Source organism: Nocardia sp. bgisy118, from assembly GCF_057708605.1.
This window is the reverse complement of the sequence record NZ_JBYISM010000035.1, coordinates 1-19,356: the sequence shown is the minus strand read 5'-3', so window position 1 is coordinate 19,356 and position 19,356 is coordinate 1. Positions and strand designations below refer to the sequence as shown.

The 19,356-nt window shown below is 71.1% G+C and carries 14 protein-coding genes; 8 read left to right on the top strand and 6 right to left on the bottom strand.

Translation table 11 applies throughout. The annotated features are described in order from the left end of the window. Positions 1 to 112: 112 nt before the first annotated feature. Genes AC3EO7_RS32330 through AC3EO7_RS32320 form a run of 3 tightly spaced genes read right to left on the bottom strand, consistent with a single transcriptional unit; the run spans position 113 to position 4,248 of the window. Complete coding sequence (locus tag AC3EO7_RS32330) at positions 113 to 2,140, bottom strand: serine/threonine-protein kinase (protein ID WP_435593272.1); 2,028 nt, start codon at positions 2,138 to 2,140, stop codon at positions 113 to 115. Between the two features lie 51 nt (positions 2,141 to 2,191). Continuing rightward, entirely contained in the window at positions 2,192 to 2,881 is a 690-nt protein-coding gene (locus AC3EO7_RS32325) for a response regulator (RefSeq protein WP_431972059.1), read from the bottom strand. Beyond that, entirely contained in the window at positions 2,878 to 4,248 is a 1,371-nt protein-coding gene (locus tag AC3EO7_RS32320; RefSeq protein ID WP_431972060.1) for a sensor histidine kinase, read from the bottom strand. Before AC3EO7_RS32320 ends, AC3EO7_RS32325 begins: the two co-directional genes overlap by 4 nt. Positions 4,249 to 4,439: 191 nt before the next feature. Here AC3EO7_RS32320 and AC3EO7_RS32315 point away from each other — a divergent pair, with 191 nt between their 5' ends. Genes AC3EO7_RS32315 through AC3EO7_RS32305 form a run of 3 tightly spaced genes read left to right on the top strand, consistent with a single transcriptional unit; the run spans position 4,440 to position 8,030 of the window. After that, a complete protein-coding gene (locus AC3EO7_RS32315; protein WP_431972061.1) occupies positions 4,440 to 4,760 on the top strand; it encodes a hypothetical protein in 321 nt (106 codons plus the stop codon). A 28-nt stretch (positions 4,761 to 4,788) separates the two neighbouring features. After that, a complete protein-coding gene (locus AC3EO7_RS32310; RefSeq protein ID WP_431972062.1) occupies positions 4,789 to 5,541 on the top strand; it encodes an ABC transporter ATP-binding protein in 753 nt (250 codons plus the stop codon). Beyond that, positions 5,538 to 8,030, top strand: coding sequence for an ABC transporter permease (locus tag AC3EO7_RS32305; protein WP_431972063.1), 2,493 nt, complete (start codon positions 5,538 to 5,540; stop codon positions 8,028 to 8,030). The genes AC3EO7_RS32310 and AC3EO7_RS32305 overlap by 4 nt, the downstream gene beginning before the upstream one ends. 36 nt (positions 8,031 to 8,066) lie before the next feature. Here the strand turns inward: AC3EO7_RS32305 and AC3EO7_RS32300 are convergent, their stop codons facing one another. After that, the gene (locus AC3EO7_RS32300; protein ID WP_435593271.1) at positions 8,067 to 11,690 is read right to left on the bottom strand and encodes a serine/threonine-protein kinase; all 3,624 of its coding nucleotides are present in this window, start codon (positions 11,688 to 11,690) and stop codon (positions 8,067 to 8,069) included. A 391-nt stretch (positions 11,691 to 12,081) separates the two neighbouring features. Between AC3EO7_RS32300 and AC3EO7_RS32295 the strand changes: the two genes are divergently transcribed. After that, positions 12,082 to 12,978 carry a serine hydrolase gene (locus tag AC3EO7_RS32295; RefSeq protein WP_431972065.1) on the top strand — a complete coding sequence of 299 codons (897 nt, stop codon included), beginning with the start codon at positions 12,082 to 12,084 and terminating at the stop codon, positions 12,976 to 12,978. Here AC3EO7_RS32295 and AC3EO7_RS32290 read toward each other — a convergent pair whose 3' ends face one another. Both AC3EO7_RS32290 and AC3EO7_RS32285 read right to left on the bottom strand, forming a co-directional pair. Further along, on the bottom strand, positions 12,979 to 13,644 hold the full coding sequence (locus AC3EO7_RS32290; protein WP_431972066.1) for a response regulator: 666 nt from the start codon (positions 13,642 to 13,644) through the stop codon (positions 12,979 to 12,981). Between the two features lie 55 nt (positions 13,645 to 13,699). Beyond that, a complete protein-coding gene (locus AC3EO7_RS32285; RefSeq protein ID WP_431972067.1) occupies positions 13,700 to 14,917 on the bottom strand; it encodes a sensor histidine kinase in 1,218 nt (405 codons plus the stop codon). 168 nt (positions 14,918 to 15,085) lie between these two features. Between AC3EO7_RS32285 and AC3EO7_RS32280 the strand changes: the two genes are divergently transcribed. From AC3EO7_RS32280 to AC3EO7_RS32265, 4 genes are all read left to right on the top strand, one after another. Beyond that, positions 15,086 to 15,862 carry a hypothetical protein gene (locus tag AC3EO7_RS32280; protein WP_435593270.1) on the top strand — a complete coding sequence of 259 codons (777 nt, stop codon included), beginning with the start codon at positions 15,086 to 15,088 and terminating at the stop codon, positions 15,860 to 15,862. After that, a complete protein-coding gene (locus tag AC3EO7_RS32275; protein WP_435593269.1) occupies positions 15,859 to 17,271 on the top strand; it encodes an alpha/beta-hydrolase family protein in 1,413 nt (470 codons plus the stop codon). Before AC3EO7_RS32280 ends, AC3EO7_RS32275 begins: the two co-directional genes overlap by 4 nt. A gap of 286 nt (positions 17,272 to 17,557) precedes the next feature. Then, entirely contained in the window at positions 17,558 to 18,004 is a 447-nt protein-coding gene (locus AC3EO7_RS32270; protein WP_435593268.1) for an SRPBCC family protein, read from the top strand. A gap of 90 nt (positions 18,005 to 18,094) precedes the next feature. After that, entirely contained in the window at positions 18,095 to 19,339 is a 1,245-nt protein-coding gene (locus AC3EO7_RS32265) for an SGNH/GDSL hydrolase family protein (RefSeq protein ID WP_431972071.1), read from the top strand. Positions 19,340 to 19,356: the final 17 nt, after the last annotated feature.

The following is a 19,356-nucleotide window of genomic DNA, read 5'->3' as shown; positions in this document are numbered from 1 at the left end:
CCTCATGCGCATTCTGGTCGCCGAACCAAGATAACTGGCCGTGCGCGATACCGATCTGATCGCCAATCGGCAAGCAGCAGGACGAACCGCCATCGCCTGACGCGAAATCACGTCAGTAGACGTAGACCACCGCGTTCTCACCGCCGGTGCAGACCACGACCTGCCCTTGGGCCGCGCACGTCATCGTGTAGCTCCGGCCGGTGACCGGGCTGACGGCTACCACCGACCGAGAGCCGCCCGCGCTGCCCGCCGCGGCGTAGGCCTTCCGCACTTCCTCGGCGAACGGGCAGCTGGTGACGGCGTTGCCGACTGCGGCCCTGGAGAACGCGCCGGATCCCTGACCCGCGCCGCACGGGGTCGCGCCGTCCGGGAGCCGCGCAGGAGCGGTGGACGTCGAGGCCGGAGCGGTCGTGCGCGCGGCCGAGGTGGCGGACGCGCCAGGCGGACGCGCCGAGGTCAGAGACGTGCCCGTGCTGCCTTCGGCGGCGGTGTCGACCACGCCGCCGCGGGAGCTCATCGTCTGCCAGACGACCGCGCCCGACACGGTGACCACGACGATCACCAGCACCGCGAACAGCAGCGGCAACACGATGGACCGGCGCGGCCCCTCCGCGGAATACGGAGAGGAATAGGGGTCGGCGTGGTCGTAGCGCTCGCCGTAGGCGTCGGCGCCGTACCCTCCGGGCGGATACGGTTCGCCGACCGGTCCCTGCGCGACGTAGTCCGCGTAGGTCGGCTGCGGGACGGGTTGCGCGCCGTGCCGCGGCTGGTGCGGCGGGGCGAACGGCGCTTCGGGGTACCGCTGGGTCTCGGGCGCGGGTTGCGGCACCTCGGGCACCGGGGAGACAACGTAGCGCTGCGTCTCGGGCGCGGGTTGCGGCGCCTCGGGCACCGGAGGGACCGCGTAGCGCCGGGTCTCCGGCGCGGTGAACTGCGCGGGCTCTTGCGGCGCCGGGTACGGATCCGCGTACCGGGGCTCGTTGTATCCGGTTTCGTGATTCTCGGCGTACTGGGGTTCGGCGTACCGCTGGGACTCGGGGTAGAGATGCGCGTCGGGAAACGGCCGCATTTGCGGCAGCGGTCCGGTCGCGGGCGGCGCTTGCGGCTGCTGGGGCGGCAGCGGGGTGAACTGGATGTCGGCGGGACGGATCTCGGTCGGCGCGGTCGGATGGATGATCGCGGGAACCGATAGCTCCCCGGTGGATTCCGGCGGCACCGTCGCCCCGCGCGCGGTGCGATCCGACTGCCCGAACCGAGCGGGATCGGGGGCGCGCACCACGAACATGGGCCCGGTCGCGGCGGGCGACGGCGATCCCACCACCGCGCGGGCCGCGCGCGCCAGCTCGCTCGCGGTCGCGAAACGGTCCGCGGGATCCTTGGCCATGCCGCGCGCGATCACTTCGTCCAGGGCGGGCGGGATCCCGGGACGCTCGACGCTCGGCTGCGGCGGTGGATCGGAAAGATGGGACTTGATCAGCACACTCATGCTCGCCGCCGGGAACGGCGTTGCCCCGGTGAGGCATTCGTGCAGCACGCAGGCCAGCGAGTAGATGTCGGCGCGGCCGGTCACCGGGCCGACGTCGAAACGCTCCGGCGCCATGTAGATGTAGGAGCCGACCGCCATGCCGACCTGGGTGACCGCCGAGTCGCCCTCGGTGTGCGCGATGCCGAAATCGACCAGGTAGGCGAAGTCGGCGTCGGTGACGAGAATGTTGGCGGGTTTGACGTCGCGGTGCACCAGACCGCTCTCGTGCGCGGCATCGAGCGCGGCGGCGATCTGTTCGACGAGGAAGACGGCGCGTTGCGGGCTGATCGGCCCCTGACCGCGCAGCACGGTGCGCAGGTCGACGCCGTTGACCAGCCGCATATCGATGAACAGGACGCCGTCGATCACGCCCCAGTCGTGGATCGGGATGACGTGCGGCTCGGCCAGTCGCGCCGCGGCCTGCGATTCCCTGCGGAAACGCACCTGGTACACAGGGTCTTTGGCGAGTTCCTCGGACAGCAGCTTGACCGCGACCACCCGGTCCTTCACCGTGTCATAGGCCTCGTAGACCTCGCCCATGCCCCCTTTGCCCAGCAGCGAGCGCAACTCGTACGGCCCGAACCGACTACCGACTCGCCATCCAGGTCCGTCCACCCCGTGCAACCTCCACATCCCAGGCGGCGACCCATGGGTGCGGGCTGCCCGTCAGGGGGTAGATTCTCCGGGTGCGACCACCCCGTGGTCAAACGCAAAGACGATCGCCGCGGCGCGATCTCGCAGGTCGAGCTTGCCGAATATGTGCCCGACATGGCTTTTCACGGTGACTTCCGAGATGCCCAGTTGCCTGGCGATTTCCGCGTTGGCGCGGCCGCGGCCGATGAGTTCGAGCACCTCGTACTCGCGCGCGGTCAAGTCCGCGAGCCTGTTGTCGGTGCGGGTGGGCACCGGCCGGGCCGTTCGATAGGTCGACAGCACCCGGTCGGTCACCGAGGGATCGAGCCATGCCCCGCCGGTGGCCACCATCCGCACCGCGCGGATCAGGTCCTCGGCGGGCGAATCCTTGAGGATGAACCCGGCGGCGCCCGCGCGCAGCGCGCCGGACAGCAACTGGTCGTCGTCGAACGTGGTGAGCACCAGCACCGGCGGCGCGCCCTCGACGGCGCGCAGCAGCCGGGTGGCGTCGATGCCGCCGACGCGTTTCATGCGCAGATCCATCAGCACCACGTCCGGCTTGTCGGCGGCCACCGCGGCAGGCACCTCGTCACCGTCGGCGCATTCGGTCACCAGGAAACCGTCGCGACGGCGCAGGATGCGGCGCAGACCGCCGCGCACCAATTCCTGATCGTCGACGACGAGGACGGCGATGGTGTCGGCGTCCGGCGCAGCGGCTGTCACGCACCCTCCCGCAGGATGTTCCGCGGCTTGGAGCCGATGGGCGGTACTGCGGCGGCGTCGGCGAACAGCCCCGGCAGCGAACACGCCCACGCCTTGGTGGCGGCCAGCGGAAATTCCGCCCGCACCGACCAGCCGTCCTCGGTGGGTCCCGCGGTCAGCCGCCCGCCGAGCAGTTCGGCGCGCTGCCACATGCCGGACAGACCCATGCCGTGTCCCCGCTGCGCGGGCAATCCGGCGGGCAGCGTGTTGCTCACCGTGAGCGCGGCCGTGGCATCGTCCACCGTGAGCAGCACGCTCGCCGTCGCGCCCGGCGCGTGCTTGACCACGTTGGCCAGCGACTCCTGGCCGATGCGGTACAGCGCGAGACCCACCGCCGCCGACACCGGGGACAGATCGTCGGTGCACCGGTATCGCACGTCGAGTCCGGCGCGCACGAAATCGCCGACCAGGTCGTCGATGTCGCCGACGCTCGGTTCCGGAACCAGCTTCGAGGGTCGCTTGTCCAGCAGTCCCACGGTGCGCCGGATGTCGGCCATCGCCTGGCGGCCGAGGCGTTCGGCGTCGACCAGTGCCTCCACCGCCTCGTCCACATCGCGGTCGGTTTCCAGCGCGTGCCTGGCCGCGGTGAGGTGCAGTAGCGTGATGCTGAGCGAATGCGCGATCACGTCGTGCACCTCGCGGGCTATCCTGCGGCGCTCCTCCTCGGCCGCCTGGGCGGCGCGCATGCTCTGATAGTGGCGTTCCTGGTAGAGGAAGCGGCGCTGGTATTGCAGCATCAGCCCGCACAGCAGCCCGAGCAGGACGCCGATGCTGTACATCGGCATCCCTTGGAAGCGTTCGTTGTCGGCGCTCCACAGCACGTGGCCGAAGATGTCGAAGGCCACCAGTTCGGCGATCGCGCCGACGGCCACCGCGATGCCGACCCGCACCGACGCGATCGCCGCCACCTCGCCGACGATGATGACCAGCACGAACGGCGCGACATCCGTCGAGACCGGCTGGAGCAGGAACAGCGCCGCCGCCGCCATCCCGCACACGCCGAGGGTGCCCGGATTGGGCACGACGCCGAGCAGGCAGAACGCCGGGACCGCCATGAACAGCAGCAACACGGCCACCAAGGGCAACGCCGTCGGGAAGTAGGCGTGCCGCTGCACGGTCGCCGCGACGCCGATCACGAACGTCATGATGTCGGCGATGATGATGACTTTCGGCGGATAGTCGAACGGCAACTCCGTCAGACTGCGGTGGAACATGCCGATCGGATCGCGCACGAACTCGCGGACGCGATCGCGCACCCGCCCGAGCTCGCGCAGCGGAATCGCCTGCCTGGCGCCCGTCTCCGAAGGGATGACCTGCGTCACGTCCATGTAGCCAGGTTAGTCGGCCGTCGGCCGCCGACGCATCGTCCCGGGAACGGTCCGGTTCTCCTACCACGGTAGGAGATCGATTCTCGTCTCCGGGACGACGACACCCGTGGCCGCGCTCCGTAGCGTTGGCCGCATCCTCGCCGTACGGCCCGATCGGCGGTGCGGCGGACGCATCACGAAAGGCCGATGTCATGTCCTGGGAAGATCAACACGCTCGGACCGAAATCGTGCACACCGTGCTCGCCCGCGCGGCGGCCGATCCGGAGAGTCCCGACCTGTTCGACGGGATACCGGGGCTGGATCGGCTGTTCGGCGGCCCGGAGGGGGTACTGCTCGCTCTGAAGTACCGGTGGCAACTGCATTTGGACGTCAAAATGGAGCAGGCCTTGACGCAGGGGCAGTCCGCGGTCGAGGCCTATCTCGAGCTCGCCGCGGAGCAGCCCGTGCTGCGCGCGGTGCTCGATTGCCAGTATCGTCGCCGCCACCGGGCGTCCGAGGCGCTGGCGCGATAGCACAGTCGAAAGAAAGTGGGGGAACCACATGTCGGAACCGGCCATGCTGGAACTGTCGGACATCATCAAGCAGTACCGGGTCGGGGAGCAGACGGTGCGCGCGCTCGACGGAATCGGATTGCGGATAGAGACAGGCGAATTCACGTCGATCATCGGACCGTCCGGCTCCGGCAAGAGCACGCTGCTGCATCTGCTCGGCGCGCTGGACAGTCCCGACGCGGGGTCGATTCGCTTCCAGGGAAACGAGATCGGCGCGCTGAACGAGGAACAGCAGTCCGAGTTCCGCCGCCACCAAGTGGGATTCATCTTCCAGTTCTTCAACCTGCTGCCCACGCTGTCCGCCTGGGAGAACGTCGCGATTCCGAAGTTGCTGGACGGCACCGGATTACGCAAGGCCAAGCCGAAGGCGCTGGAACTGCTCGAGCGCGTCGGGCTGAGCAACCGGGCCGAGCATCGTCCCGCCGAGTTGTCCGGCGGCCAGATGCAGCGGGTGGCGGTGGCCAGGGCGTTGATCATGGACCCGCCGCTCATCCTGGCCGACGAACCGACCGGCAACCTGGACTCCAAGACCGGCGCGGCGATCCTGGAACTGCTCGGTGACATTGCGGGCAACGGCAATTCGGTGGTCATGGTGACCCACGACATGGGCGCGGTGGAGTACTGCGACCGGGTGATCACGCTGCGCGACGGCAAGATCGGCTCCAACGACCGGGTCGAGCGAAGGGTCCGCACCGAGCCGGACGAGGACTCGGCGCTGAACGAGGGCTCGGTGCGCGCGTGATCAGGGCGGCATGGGATCGGCTGCGGCTGTTCAACTTCGGCGAACTGCTCGCGCACCGCGGGCGGACGATCATGTCACTGACCGTGATGGGCGTGTCCGCCTCGCTGCTCGTCGCGGTGCTGAGCATCTCCGGTTCGGTCACCGGGTCGGTGGACCAGCTCACCAAGTCGCTCGGCGGGAAGGCGGTGCTGGAGATCACCGGCATCACCGACGCGGGCTTCGATCAGCAACTGCTGCCGCGTATTTCCGCGACACCGGGCGTCGACAAGGCGGTGCCCATGCTGCGCGCCCAGCTCGGCACGGGCGAGGATCGCGCGCTGCTGCTCGGCGCCGACGCGAGCATCACGGCGCTGGGCAGCGAAATCGCCGGGCCGATGGGCGCGCAGGCAGGCAAGTTGATCACCACGCCCAACGGCGTCCTCGTCGGCGCCGCGATGGGGCACGCCGAGGGTGACCGGTTCCCGCTCGGTGCGGGCACTGTCACGGTGGCGGGTGTGCTCGACGCGGAGGCGTCGGACAAGCTCAACGGCGGGTACATCATCGCCGCCCCACTGGGTTTGGCGCAGATGCTGACCGGCCGGGCGGGCAAGCTGGACTCGGTGCAGATCATCGCGACCGACGGCGCCGACCTGGGCGCGTTGCGCACCGCGCTGACCGCGGCGGTGGACGGGCGCGCCGTCGTCGCCGATCCGGATCTGCGCACCGCGCAGGCGAGCGGGGCGATCCAGATCGTCCGCTACTCGACGCTGATGTCCTCGGCCGCCGCGCTGATCGTCTCGGCGTTCCTGATCTACAACGCGATGAGCATGGCGGTCGCCCAGCGCAGGCCGACGCTGTCGCTGCTGCGCGCCATCGGCGGCAAGCGCGCACCGATGGTGCGCGATCTGCTCGCCGAGGCCGCGCTGCTCGGCCTGTTCGGCGGCGCGGTCGGCGCCGTCATCGGTATGTTCATGGGCCGCACCGCGATCGACCGCCTGCCCGCGGCCATGGTGCAGTCGGTGGAGGCGCGCACCGAGTACATGGTGCCCGGCTACGCGATTCCGGCCGCCGTGGCGGCCTGCGTCCTGGCCAGCGTCATCGCCTCCGCCCTCGCCGCCAGGCAGGTCTACAAGGTGCAGCCGATCGAGGCGCTCGCGCCGGTCGGCGTCGGCCAGACCGACTCCGTCCGCCCGACGCTGCGCTGGGCCGCGGCGGCATTCGGCATCGGGCTCGCGGTGGCCGCCGTGTTCGTCGCCAGGGCCGACCTCGGCAGGCTTTCGCTCGCGTCCATCACGATGGCGTTCACAGCGACGGTGCTCGTCTGCTTCGCGGCCACCGGGCCTATCGTGCGCACCGCTGCCGTCATCGCCCGCCGGTTCGGCGCACCGGGCGCGCTCGGCTCGACCACCTTGGAACGCGCGCCGCGCCGGGTCTGGGCGACGGCGATGACCGTGATGATCGGCGTGTCCGCCACCGTGGCGATGGGCGGCGCGTCCGCCAACATGGTCGACTCGGCCACCGCCTCGTTCGAGGACCTGGGCCACACGGACGTCTACGTCAGCCCGACGGCGATGGAGCAGTTCCCGACCGGGCCGGTGTTGCCCGCCGGACTGGCGGACACCATTGCGCGCCTGCCGGGCGTCGAACAGGCGAATCCCACGCAGATGGCCTTCGCCACCCTCGGCACCGGGCGGGTCATGCTGCAGGGCTACCCGACCGTGCGTGGCGATGTGCGCACCAGCTCCGTCGATCGGAACATGTTGCCGCGCATGGCCTCCGGTGAAGGCGTGGTGATCTCCCGCGACGTGGCGCGTTCGCTCGGGGTGAGCGCCGGCTCGGAGCTGACCCTGCAGACCCCGACCGGCCCGCACCCGGTCGAGGTGTTGCAGGTGATCCCGTACATGTCCGCGATCTCGGGCATCGTGATGATGGACATCGAGTATCTGCGGCAGTGGTATCAGCGGCCGGGTGAGACCATCCTCGCCGTCGATATCGAGCCCGGCGCCGACCGGGCCGCGGTGCAGGCCGCCATCCGCGCTGCCGTACCGGAGGAGATCTACGTGACCTCGGGCGCGGACGCCGTGACCGCGATCTCGTCGAGTCTGCGGCAGGGTTCGGTGATGAGCCGGGCGATCCTGTGGATCGTGGTGCTGGTGGCGACCGTCGCGCTGCTGAACACCCTGATGCTCTCGGTGCTCGAACGCCGCCGCGAACTCGGCGTGCTGCGCGCCATGGGCACCAGTCGCAAGTTCCTGCTGCGCTCGGTGCTCGCCGAAGCGGCGGGCATCGGACTCATCGGCGCGGCAATAGGTCTCGCGGTCGGCACGGCGATCCAGTATCTGGCCACCGTCGCCATCGGCCACGCCATGACCATCGACATCGTCTACGAGCCGAGCCCGATGCTGCTGGTCTACGGCACCGCGGCACTCGGGCTCGCGCTGCTCGGCTCGATCCCGCCCGCGTTGCGTGCGGCGCGGATGCCGATCGTGGAGGCGTTGGCGGTCGACTGAACGACCGGGCGGTGCGGCGGCGCGTCGCACCACCGGTCACAGTGGCGTCGTCGTCCACCACTCCGCGAGCTCGTCCTCGGCGGGCCGCAGCGGCGACTGCGGATTCCGGGCCGGGCCCCGATGGCTCGCGTACACAAGGTAATTCGCGTGGTTCGTGTCGGTTGGAAAGCCGACCACGAGTTTCGCCGTGTAGTAATGCGACGGCACCGGTCCCGGCGGGTCCGCCCTGATCCACAGGTGCTGGGTGAACGGCACACCCGACTTGCGCCCGGGCGTCGCCGCGTTGGTGGGCAGCGTCTCGATCACCGCACGCGCCGCGGCGGCGGACTGGTACTCGAGCACGGTGTAGCTCATGCCGAACGGGTTGTCGACGTCGCGGCGGCATTCCCAGGCGAGGACCCACGGGCTCGAGGTGAGCGCCTCCTCGTCGATGCTCAACCGGTCCCCGCGCTTCTCGGCGTAACAGGTGGCCTCCTCGAAGCCCTCGCCGATGTTGCCCGCCTCCTGTGGTAGCAGCGTCGGAAACGCTCGTCTGCTCGCCGCCAGCGGATCCGGGGCGGGCGCGGGCGAGGCCGCCTTCGGTAGCGCGGTCGCCGGGGCGGCCGCGGTCCCCTCCCCCGCGTCGGACCGCGACACCAGCACGACGACCATTCCGACCGTCAGCGCGACGACCACCGCCAACCCCAGTGCCAGCACACCGATCAGCCCGGCGAGCCGACGTCGCGGCGGCACCGGCTGGGCCCCAGGGGGATTCGGCCCGTGCGGATACCCCGGAGGCGGACCTGACGCACCGTTGACCGGCCCCGGCCCCGGCATCGGCGGCATGGCCTGCGGCGGTGGCCCGCCGAGGTTCTGCGGTGGCGCGGAGGCGGAGCCCTGGTGTTGCGCGGCGGCTGCGGCACCGCCACTGGACGGCCGGCTACCCGGCGCGCCCGCGTGCTCGGAACGCTCGCTCGCCGTCGACTTCGCTTCGCCGCCTACGAACTTCGTTCGGTCCGCGGTCGACTCGACCGAACCCCCGACCTCCGAGCGTGACCGCGCCCCCTCCAGGCCCGACGCGGCCTCCTGTGGAGACGACTGCGATGGCTCCGCAGGACTTCCGGCCGTGGACGACTCCGAGTCCCCCGTGGCGCTTTCCAGCTCGCCCTGCGCACCAGGCGCCGCTGCCGTCTCCCCATCTGCTTGCGGCACAACGGCTTCAGCGCTTCGCCCCGGCACACTGTGCGGCGAGCCCATCGCGGCACCCTGCACTGACGAAGCGCCACGCGAACCCTCCCCCTCGACCGGCTGCACAGCCCCCGACGCAGGGTGTGCCCCGCCGCTCGCCTCGGATGCGTTCTGCGGCATCGGCAATGGGGTGGATACCGGCGAAACCGACTGCGCCATCGAGTCGGCCAACGGCTGTGCGGCGGCCGGTTGGTCCGATCCAGGCGGAGGCGCGTTGGACGGCAACGGTATCTGCATGGATTCCAGCGAACCCGGCGACTGCGGCACCGGCTGCGGCGCCAACGAGTCGGCTGACGGCTGCACTGCCGCTGGCCCGCCCGAACCAGGAAGGGGCGCGTTGGGCGGCATCGGCAACGGGGCAGGTTGCGGCGGAACCGGTGGCCGCGCCATCGGGTCGGCCAACGGCTGTGCGGCGGCAGGCCAGCCCAGGTCAGACAGAGATGCGTTGGGCTGCACTGACCTCGGGTCCGGCTGCGGCGGAACCGACTGGGACGCAGGGGCGGCCAACGGCTGAGGAGAGGCCAGTTGGCCTCCGCCACGCGCGGATGCGTTCGGCGGAACCGGAATCCGATCCGGTTGCGACTGAACCGGCGGTGGCGCCGACGAGTCGGCTGACGGTCGCACCGCGGCAGGCCCGCCCGACCCAGGGGGAGGCACGTTGGGCGGCATCGGCAACGGGGCAGATTGCGGCGGAACTGGCGGCTGAGCAATCCGGTCGGCCAATGGCGGCGCGGCGGCCGACTGGTCTGATCCAGGTGGAGACACGTTCGACGGCGGCGGCATCGCGCCAGGTTCCGGCGGCTGCGGCATCGGCTGCATTGCCGCAGGTCGGCTCGCGCCAGGCGCAGATGCATTCGGCGGCATCGAAACCGAGCTCGGTTGCGGCGTGCCCGGCGGCGCGGACTCGGGCAACGGCGGCGGGGCGGCAGGCTGACCCGCCCCAGGCCGATATGCGTTGGGCTGCACTGGCATCGGGGCAGGTTGCGCCGGAACCGACGGCTGTACAGCCGGGTCGGCCATCGGCTGCGGCGAAGGCGGTTGGCCGACGCCGGGCGCAGATGCGTTCGGTGGCATCGGAATCGGAGCCGGTCGCGGCAGGACCGGCAGTGGTGCCGACGCGTCGACTGACGGTTGCACCGCGGCAGGCATGCCCGGCCCAGGTGCGGATGCGGTGGGCGGAACCGGCATCGAACCAGGTGGCGGCGGTACCGGTGGTTGCGGCGCAGGATTGGCCGACGGATGCACCGCGCCAGGCCGACCCGGAGGCGCGTTCGGCGGAATTGGCATGGGAGCCGCGAGAGGTGGCGGCGGCATGGGCTGCGGTGGCGCCTGCATCGGCACCGGCTGTTGCGGCACGGGCGGCGGCGCAGGCTGCGGTGTTGCCTGCATCGACACCGGCTGTTGCGGCACCAGGTGCGGAGGAACCGGCTGTGGCGGCACCGGCTGAGATGGAACCTGCCTCGGAACCGGTTGCGGCGGAACGGGTTGCGGCGGCATCGCGTGCGGCGGCAGCGGCATGGGCTGCGGGTAGCCGGGTGGTGCGGGGTACGGCTGGGGCGGGTAGGCCGGTGGCGGGATGACCGGCAGCGGGGGCGGGCCGACGGCGGTCAGCGCCTTGCGGGCCGCGGCGGCGAACTCGGTACAGGAGCGGTAGCGGTGTTCCGGGCGTTTCGCCATGCCCGCCGCGAGCACCGCGTCCAGGGCAGGGTTCAGGTTCGGCCTGCGCAACCGGACCGAGGGCAGCGGGAGCTGGAGATGGCCGTGGATGATGTCGGCGGGATTGTCGGCGTCGAACGGCCCGACGCCGGCCAGCAGCCAGTACAGCGCGCAGGCCAGCGAGTACTGATCGGAGCGGTTGCCCAAGGGCGCGCCGGTCATCTGCTCCGGCGAGGCGTAGGCGAGGGTGGCGGTGAACATGCCGGTCTGGGTCAGGTGGGCGGAATCCTCGCGCAGCCTGGCGATGCCGAAATCGGTGAGGAAGACCCGCTCGCCCTGCCCGCCGCTGGACCTGGCCAGCATGATGTTGGCAGGCTTCACGTCCCGGTGCAGCACGCCCATGCCGTGCGCGTAATCCAGTGCGTCCGCGACGCCTTCGACGATCTGCACGGCCCGCTCGGGCGGCAGCGTCAGCGGATTCACCGCCGCCGCGTCGACCCCGTCGACGTACTGCATGGAGATCCACAGCTGACCGTCCTCGGAGCCCCGATCGTAGACCGCGACGATGCCGGGGTGATCCAGCTGCGCGGCCAGATCGGCCTCCCGCTCGAAGCGCGCCCGCACCTCGTTGTCCAGGAACAGCTCGCGGCTGAGGAGCTTGAGCGCGGTCCGCCGGGACAACCTGGGGTGCCGCGCGAGGTAGACCGACCCCATTCCGCCCTGCCCGAGCAGCCGTTCCACGGTGAATCCCGCGAACACCTCACCGCTAGTGAGCAAGGCGATCCCCTTCCGGTCCAGAACAGCCAGCCTAATTCACGGCCGTGCCGGAGGCGGGAGGTACGGACAGCGAGCACAGCCGGACACAGTCGCACGGCCGGAGCGACAGCGAGGAGGTACGCACGACGAGCGCAGCCGGACACAGTCCGCCGACCGCGCCGCGCACGGCCGGAAGGCGGAGGTACACGCATTCGCCCTGCTCAGAACACTCGGTTTCGAATTCTGCGCGATGATCGGCAAACTATGTACAGCACATCATCATCGCGTCACTTCCCACGAGCGAGCACGGTGGTGGGTTCTCGGCCGGTGATTCACCCGGACGGGTTGGACGGGTAGAAGGCACCGCCGAGGCAAGCGCGGGACGCGCAGGGCGGTGGGGAGGTGCACGGTGGTGGAGTCGGCTCGAATCGTTTCGCTATGTCGTCCGGTGCTGCGTGTCGGCGTCGCGACAACATTGCTGGCCATGGTCTCGTGCGGCCTCGGCCCCGAGCGGGCGGAGAAGCACACCACCGCGACCGTGGCCGCGCAGACGGCGGGCACCTGGGCCGCGGGACGCACGGTGAGCCTGCCGAACTCGCTGGCGGCCGACTTCACTCAGCTCCAGCCCAGCCTGCCGGGGCAGGTCGGCCTGGCGGTCATGCCGGTGGGCGGTACCCGGATCACCGTCTTCGGGGATTGGACCAGCGGCATCGCCTGGTCGACCATCAAGGTTCCGCTGGCCATCGCGGCGCTGCGCCACGACCCCGAGGGCGCGATGCTCGACGCCGAAGCGGCCATCACCATCTCCGACAACGCCGCCGCCGACGCGCTGTGGAATTCGCTCGGCGACGGGCTGGAGGCGGCCCAAGCCGTGCAGCAGGTGCTCGACGAGGCAGGCGACGCCGTCACCGGTGTGGCCGGCCCGCGCACCCGGCTCGACTACGAGGCGTTCGGCGCGACCGAGTGGTCGCTGACCGATCAGGTCCGGTTCGCCTCGCGCCTACCGTGTCTGCCGCAGACCGAGACGGTGACCCGGCTGATGGGCGAGATCGTTCCCGACCAGCTCTGGGGTCTCGGGACCTTGGAGGGCGCCGAGTTCAAGGGCGGCTGGGGTCCCGACGACGACACCGGGGTCTACACGGCGCGCCAGTTCGGGCTGCTGCCGTCCCGGTCCGGTCTGGTGGCGATCGCCCTTGCGGCGCAGGCGGATTCGGGCGGCTTCGCGGACGCGACGGCGCTGCTCGACAGCCTCGCCGCGCTGCTCGGCCGCCACGTGGACGAGCTGCGCGGCGGCAAGTGCCCGGACTGATCAGCCGGGAGTGACCAGACCGGATTCGTAGGCGAGCACGACGGCTTGCGCCCGGTCGCGCAGGTTCAGCTTCGAGAAGACCTTGGAGACATGGGTTTTCACGGTCTGCTCGGCCACGAACAGCGCCTCGGCGATCTCGGTGTTGGACATGCCCTTCGCGATCAGCTCCAGCACCTCGCGCTCCCGCGGCGTGAGCGCGGCCAGTTGCGGCGCGGGTTTGGTGCGCGCCGCGGCGCGGCGGCTGGTGACATCGGCGATGAGCCTGCGGGTGACGGTCGGCGCGAGCAGCGCTTGCCCATCGGCGACCACCCGCACCGCGCGCACCAGTTCCTCGGCGGGCGCATCTTTGAGCAGGAACCCGCTGGCGCCCAGACTGAGCGCCTCGTACACGTAGTCGTCGATGTCGAACGTGGTCAGCATCAGCACCCGCACCGGCGGGTCGAAACCCGCCGCGAGGATGGCGCGCGCCGCGTCCAGTCCGTTCATCTCCGGCATGCGCACGTCCATCAGCACGACGTCGGGACGCAGCCGCTTGGCCTCCGCCACCGCGACCTTGCCGTCGGGAGCGTCGCCGACGACGCTGATGTCCGGTTGGGCGGCGAGCAGCGCGCCGAAGCCTTGGCGCACCATCGCTTGGTCGTCGGCGATCAAAACCGTTATTGCCACGCGCCCACCCTAATTGCCGCGCCGAGTGTGCGAGCGTGCGCCCGAATCGCGGAGATCAGGACACGGTCGGCGGCGCGACCGCCGCCGTGACCTCGGCAGGCGCCGGGCCGAGCGGCAGGCGGGCCCGCACCTCGAACCCGCCGTCCGGGCTCGCCTCGGCGGTGACCTCACCACCGGCGGCCAACGCCCTGGCCCGCATGCCCGCGATGCCGTGCCCGCCGTTGCCGACCGGCCGCGCAGGCGTCGCGCCTGCCCCGTTCACGACCCGCAGGTGCAGCTCCGTACCGCAGACGATCTCCACCCGTACCGGGGCTCCCGGCGCGTGCCGCGAGGCGTTCGAGAGCGACTCCTGGGCGATCCGGTACAGCGCGAGCCCGGTGGTCTCGGGCACCGAGCCGAGCTCGCCCTCGACCGTCCAGTCGATGGTGACGCCCGCGCGCCGGGCGCCGTCGAACAGGGCGAGCACGTCCTCGGCCTTCGGCTGGGGCGCGTGTTCGGGCAGCTGTCCGTCGCTGCGCAGCACGCCGAGCATGCCGCGGATCTCGTTGAGCGCCTCGCGCGCGGTGGCGCCGATCGATTCGAATTCGGCGCGCGCGGCCGGGGTCACGCCCTCCACCCGGTACGGCGCGGTCTGCGCCTGCACCACCACCAGGGACATGTGGTGGGCGACCACATCGTGCAGGTCGCGGGCGATGCGCGCCTTCTCCTCGAGAATGGCGCGGCGGGCCCGCTCCAGCTCGTTCTCTTCCTCCTGACGCACCAGTTCCTTGCGCGAGAGCGCCAGCCACCGGACGAGCAGGGCGAACAGCACCACCGCCGCCAGCGCGATGGGCCAGCCCCAGGCGGCGTTGGCGAACGCCTCGCCCTCGCCCGGCATGGTGGTGCCGAACAACAGCGAGGTCGCGCCCCAGGCGACCGCCACGATCTGCACCGGAGCGCGCAGCCCCACCGCGAACAGCAGCGCGATCAGCACGATCACCTGCACCACCTGGAACGGCAGATCGTTGTTCGGCTGGTGCGGGATGGCCAGCGCGATGAGCAGCGCCGAACCCGCAGAGATGGCCCAGCCGAGTGCCGGGTTGACCCGCACCAGCAGGATCGGGAACGCGGCCAGCGCGGCGATGAACGGCTGCGCTCCCGGCGACACGGCGTGCGTGAGGTGCAGCGTCGGCCACGCCACCGAGTAGAGGATCAGCGCGGTGAGCACGACGGACACGTCGAACCAGGCGCGCGCGTCCATCCGCTCGGTCAGACCACGGGTCTTCTGCTTCATGATGACGACCCTAGGAACCCGGCCCGCCGCGTGCCTCATACCCACGGGTGAATTCGCACCCCGTACCTCGGTGGGAGGCGAAGGGGCCGCTCCCCCGACGGCACGGCGACGGAAACCGCACCGCGGCGGGAGGCCGGTGAGCATGGGCCGTTCCTAGCGTCGAGGCCCATGAGGATCGAGACCATCGCCGCCCCCGCCCGCCGCCCGGACGCCGCCCCCACCGGGCTGCGCCGGGTAGCGGCGCTGACGGCCGCGGCGCTGACCACGATGTCGGCCACCGTCGCCCTGGCCCCGGCGGCGCAAGCGGCGAGCGTCGCGCATCCCGTCGTCGAGAACATCGCGGCCGCCACCGCGATCGCCGCCCTCACCGCCGGCGAAACCGATTCGGCCGCAGCGCTTCCCGACGACTTCGCGACCGTGCTGGGTTATCGGCCGGTACCGATGCGCGGCCTGTTGACCAATCCGGGCGGTGACTGCTCCTCGCCCGTCCCGCTGCCCGCCGAGTTCGAGACCGCCTGCAAGGCACACGATCTCGGCTACGACCTGCTGCGTTACGCGGACCGGCGCGGCGAGCCGCTCGGCCCGTGGGCGAGGCAGGCCGTGGACGCGGCGCTGGACCGCAGGATGCGGGAGGCGTGCGACGTTCGCACCGAATCGTGGGGGCGGGCCAGGTGCTACGCGATGGCGGATATCGCCGATACCGTGGTGGATCTGAACTCGCGCCGCCAGCACTACGGCGCACCCGTCGTGGAGACGCTGCTCGGCGCGGGCGGTGCGGCGACCGGACGCAGCGGATGGCTGGTCGGTCTCGCCGGACTGGGCTTACTCGGACTCGGCGGGCTTTCGGCGCTGGTCCTCGGTGCGCTGCGATCGGCGGCCGACGGTCGATCAGCTCGTGCCAGCGACTTCACCAACAACGCTGTCGCCATGGAGGTTTCGGCGTGACGACGACGCGGCAGCACACCGAGCCCGCCGAAAGCCCCCGCCTCGAACCTGATACGCCGAAGTCCCGGCAATGGTCCGAATTCGCCACACCGCGCATCGGGACGACACTGGGAGTCGTTGCGGGAGTGTTCATCTCGCTCGCGCCGGGTCTGCTCCCCCGCACACCCGGTGCACAGGCGGTGCTCACCGCCCTGATGGTCGCGTGTTCGCTCGGACTCGCCGGCGCGCTACGATTCCTGCTGGGCCGCTGGAACTTCGACGTCGACGCGCGTTTCGGCCGCTACCGCCGTCCGCTGCTCGCGGTGGCCGGCCTGGTCGTGGCGTTCGCCGCCTGGCGCGCCGGGCATTGGCAGAACGAGCTGCGCGCCGCGATGGGGACCCCGCCGATCGGTCCCGGCTACTGGGTGCGCTGCGCACTGACCGCGACACTGCTCACCGCCGTTGTCGTCGGAGTGGCCAAGGCGCTGGGCTGGGCACTGCGCAAACTGGGCCTGCTTCGTGGACTGGTGATGGGACTGATCACCGCGGCGCTGGGTTACCTCGTGCTCGCGCCCGCGGTGGTCGGATGGCGGCAGCAGGTGTACGCGGCGGCCAATGTCGCGATGGATCCCGCTGTGACGCAACCTGTTTCGCACACCAGGTCGGGCAGCGCCGAGTCGGCGGCCAGCTGGCCGTCACTGGGCGCTCAGGGCCGCAAGTTCGTCAGCGGAACGCCGGAAGGACCGGTCCGGGTCTATGTCGGCGTGGATTCCGCCCCGGATCTGGACTCCCGTGTGGCACTGGCGATCCGGGAGCTGGAGCGCTCGGGCGGGCTGTACCGGTCCAATATCGTGGTCGCACTGCCGACGGGTTCCGGCTGGATCGACGCCAACGCGGTGACCGGCTTCGCCGAACGCTTCGGCGGTGACGTGGCGGTGGTCGGTCTCCAGTACTCCTACGCGCCGAGCTGGGTGACGTTCCTCTTCGGCCGCGCCGACGCGGTGCGGGCGGCGCGCGCCCTCTTCGACGCCGTGGAACGCCGCCTGCACGCCATGGCCGAGCCGCCCCGGCTGTTCGTCTACGGCCAGAGCCTCGGCGCGCTCGGCGGCAGCGCGATCTTCGCCGACGACGCCGAGCAGGACCGCCGCACCTGCGCCGCGCTCTGGGCCGGTCCGCCCGCGGGCGACGCGCACCGCGCGGGCGCGACCGTGCTGGCCAACAGCTCCGATCCGGTCGTGCACTGGTCGCCCGCGCTGCTGTGGCGCGCGCCCGACCTGACCGGCGTACGGGTCGACGCTCCCGTCCCGCGCTGGCTTCCCGTGGTGAGTTTCCTACAGACCAGCGCGGACTTGCTCGCCGCCCTCGACGCGCCGGCCGGCCACGGCCACCGCTATGGCACCGACCAGGGCACGGCGCTGGGTTCGTGCTGAGTGCCCAGTCTGCGCCAGGTTTCGTGCCGAGCGCTCCGGTCCGCGCCAGGTTCGCGCCGAGCGCATCGGTCCGCGCCAGGTTCGTGCCCAACGCACCGATCCGCGCCAGGTTCACGCCGAGCGCACCGATCCGCGCCAGGTTCATACCGAGCGCTCCGGTCCGCGCCGGCTTCGTACCGAGTGGGCCGGTCGGCGCCGAGTCCTGCCGAGCGCACCGATCGGCGCCATCTCCCGCTGAGCGAGCCGTTCATTGACGCAGCGGTAGAACTTGTTCTAATTTGCTCCCATGGGCTTTGTCATCGACGCGGCGGTGTACATCGACGCACCGGCCGACCTGGTGTGGCAGGTGATCACGGACCTCCCCCGTTACGGCGAGTGGAATCCCTTCGTCACCGAATGCGAGAGCACGCTGACGCCCGGTGCGCCGATCGACATGCTCGTGCAGGTCTACGGCTCCACCCCGCGGCGTCAGCGCGAATGGATTCGCAGCCACACACCGGGCCGCGAGCTCAGCTACTCGATGAAACCGGTGCCCCTCGGCGCGCTGCACAGCCTCCGCTCGCACACCGTCACCGCGGTGAGCCCCGAACGCACCCGGTACGAATCGCATTTCGAGCTCGGCGGCTGGTTCCACCCGGTGGTGGCCGCGGTGCTCGGCGCGAATCTGCGCCGCGGTTTCGAAGGCATGACCGCCGGTATCCAGCGTCGCGCCGAGACGCTGCGCACCGCCTGACACACGCCGGGAATCGTCTCGTCCCTCTCGTGGTTGTGTCGTCCTGTTCGGCGATTCGCCGAGTTCGACCACGAGAGAACGGATTACGTCGTGCGCGTCGTTCGAGCCCTGCTGGCTCTGCTGCTGATCCTGCTACCGTTCACCGCCGCGGGCGCGGCGGCCCGTCCCGCGGACCCGCCGGGCTGGACCACGGCGTGGGCGACGTCGCCGCATCTGCCGAGCCGCGCGTTCGTGACCAACTGGGCCAAGGAAGGCTTCGCGAATCAGACGCTGCGCCAGGTGGTTCGGGTCAGCGAGGGCGGGCTCACCACCCGGGTGCGGCTGACCAACCGCTACGGCGCCGCGCCGCTGACGATCACCGGCGCGACCATCGCGCGGACCGCGGGCGCGGGCGCCATCCGGCCCGAGACCTTGTCGCACCTGACCGTCGGGCTGTCACCCACTTTCGTGATCCCGCCGGGCGCCGACCTCCTCACCGATCCGGTCGCGTTGCCGCTCAACGCCTTCGACTCGATCACCATCACGCTGTTCTTCGCCGAGCCGACCGGCCCCGCCACGCAGCACGCGCAGGCCATCGCCACCACCTACCGCGCCGCGGGCGATCACCGCGCCGACCCGACCGCCGCGGCGTTCACCGAGACCACCCCGACCTGGTACTACCTGGCGGGCGTCGAGGTGGCCGATCTCGCGCCGAACCCGCCCGCCGTGGTGGCCTTCGGCGACTCCATCACCGACGGCGTCGGCTCGGCCACCGACGCGGACAACCGCTTCCCCGACGAACTCGCCGAACGCCTCGCCGCGGCGGGCGCCCCGCGCGCGGTGCTGAACCAGGGCATCGGCGGCAACCGGGTGACCGTCGACTCCGATTGGCTCGGCGAGAGCGCACTGCGCCGCTTCCAGCACGACGTCCTCGACCAGCCGGGCGTCGGCACGGTGATCATCCTGGAGGGCGCCAACGACATCGGTCTCAGCACGGGCGCGGCCAACCTGGGTGAACCGCCGGTGCCGGTCTCGGCCGACCAGCTGATCGCCGCGCACCGGGAGCTGATCGCCCTGGCCCGCGCCGCCGGACTTCGCGTCATCGGCGCGACCATCCTGCCGCTGGGTGGTTCGCCGTACGACACGCCGGAGGCCGAGGCCAAGCGGTTGGCCGTCAACGAGTGGATCCGCACCTCCGGTGAATACGACGCGGTCGTCGACACCGCCGCCGCGCTCGCCGATCCTGCGGACCCGAGCCGACTGCACCCCGCCTTCGACAGCGGAGATCGCTTGCACCCCAACGACGCGGGCTACCGCGCGATGGCGCAGGCCGTGAACCTCACCGATCTGCGCTGAGGCGACAGATCGGCCGG

Coding starts and splice junctions, on each gene's coding strand:
- AC3EO7_RS32285 (WP_431972067.1), bottom strand. CDS start 14,917: ATGAAGCAGAAGACCCGTGGTCTGACCGAGCGGATGGACGCGCGCGCC.
- AC3EO7_RS32270 (WP_435593268.1), top strand. CDS start 17,558: ATGGGCTTTGTCATCGACGCGGCGGTGTACATCGACGCACCGGCCGAC.
- AC3EO7_RS32280 (WP_435593270.1), top strand. CDS start 15,086: ATGAGGATCGAGACCATCGCCGCCCCCGCCCGCCGCCCGGACGCCGCC.
- AC3EO7_RS32315 (WP_431972061.1), top strand. CDS start 4,440: ATGTCCTGGGAAGATCAACACGCTCGGACCGAAATCGTGCACACCGTG.
- AC3EO7_RS32310 (WP_431972062.1), top strand. CDS start 4,789: ATGTCGGAACCGGCCATGCTGGAACTGTCGGACATCATCAAGCAGTAC.
- AC3EO7_RS32320 (WP_431972060.1), bottom strand. CDS start 4,248: ATGGACGTGACGCAGGTCATCCCTTCGGAGACGGGCGCCAGGCAGGCG.